This window comes from Paenisporosarcina sp. P4_E4_2 (genome assembly GCF_056401595.1).
Window position 1 is genome coordinate 1 of sequence record NZ_JBFUJC010000528.1, and the last position, 1,318, is coordinate 1,318.

A 1,318-nucleotide genomic window follows, 5' to 3' on the forward strand; every position below is an offset into this window, starting at 1 on the left:
ACATTAAGTTGAATAGTAAAAAAAGGATGGATTATTGACATTGAAGATTATAAAAGACACTGCTATCTTGACCGCATTTATTTTTATTTCAAACTTTGTTATCAGGCTTATCTTTAATCTAGATAATATCATAGAAGAATTTGAGGAAGGAGTTTGGGCAGGATTAGGAACGTATCTATTCTCTATAGTAACGCTGTTTCTTATTATTTTTCTGATACTGTTAGTAGCTAGAAATGTATTTAAGCCAAAAAAATCTAAGAACGAACACGACCGTAAGCGAGGAAACAGCTAAAAATTTTGAGGAATGTAAAGGGTTTGCCTATTCCTTCCACCCAGAACCTTTACAGATTATCATCAAAACAGATTTTGAAAGATCAAAGTGGTGGTGGAATTCCGATGAAAAAGTAAAAGAAATAGAAAAATATGTACAAGAGATAATTAAACTTAAAAGTGAAGAATTATTAATCGAAGAAATACCTTATGAAATCATAATAAGAGATAAAGAGACTAAGGAATTGAATTAAAACGAACACTTGCGATTTGTTGAGTTAAAAGCGTTTTTCTTATTCAACTAACGGGTGCTTTAGTTAAACAAGACCATCATTTCGATGGTCTATTTTTACGTCCAAAACATCAAGTAGATTTCGGCGATCCTGTGTGAAATGTTACACTTAAACTTACGCAGCAGTTTAGTTGAATAAGTAACCTGAGATATAATTGTAGTAAATTGCTTTAAGTTAAGGTAGAGGTAGTATTGTTAGGGAGTGAGCAACAATGAACAAATATGATAAATATGTAAGTAAAGCGAATCGTTACGAAATTTTCGGGTTTAGAAAAAAAGCAATAAAAATAATGGAATTAGCAATAGAAGAGCCATTTTCAAAATTAGAAATGGGAAGTGGATTAATTTATATTGGTTTAATGTATCGTAAATTAAATGATTTAAACAAAGCGAATATATATTTTGAAAATGCTCTAAATTTATGCAAAGACGAACAGTATCCTTATAGTTCTAACATTAAAATTATTATTCAAAGTTTTTTAGAGAATGAAGAATTAGAAAAGGCAATGAAATGGATTCATCATTTAACTGAAAGAGCCAACTATGATGAAAAGTTTTCCAAATTAAAAAAACTGAAATTAGAATAAGGGCAATGTTTGACTATTCGTTTCCTAACAGTAAATCCTTATTCAACTAACGGGTGCTTTAGTTGAAGATCATTGAGTTGCTTTGCAGCCCTTTTCTTATTGAACTAACGGGGCAGTTTAGTTGAACAATCAAATCAAATAAAATGTATTTAAAAAGGGAGATACAGGT

At 30.1% G+C, this 1,318-nt stretch carries 2 protein-coding genes; both read left to right on the forward strand.

The annotated features are described in order from the left end of the window. Positions 1–233: 233 nt before the first annotated feature. The gene (locus tag AC1DSB_RS19405; RefSeq protein ID WP_477533363.1) at positions 234–524 is read left to right on the forward strand and encodes a hypothetical protein; all 291 of its coding nucleotides are present in this window, start codon (positions 234–236) and stop codon (positions 522–524) included. Positions 525–774: 250 nt separating this feature from the next. Then, positions 775–1,149: a hypothetical protein gene (locus tag AC1DSB_RS19410; protein WP_477587430.1), complete on the forward strand. Its 375-nt coding sequence runs from the start codon at positions 775–777 to the stop codon at positions 1,147–1,149. Positions 1,150–1,318: the final 169 nt, after the last annotated feature.

What these genes read in the sequence shown, in the direction of transcription:
- AC1DSB_RS19410 (WP_477587430.1), top strand. Translation starts at nt 775, where the DNA reads ATGAACAAATATGATAAATATGTAAGTAAAGCGAATCGTTACGAAATT.
- AC1DSB_RS19405 (WP_477533363.1), top strand. Translation starts at nt 234, where the DNA reads ATGTATTTAAGCCAAAAAAATCTAAGAACGAACACGACCGTAAGCGAG.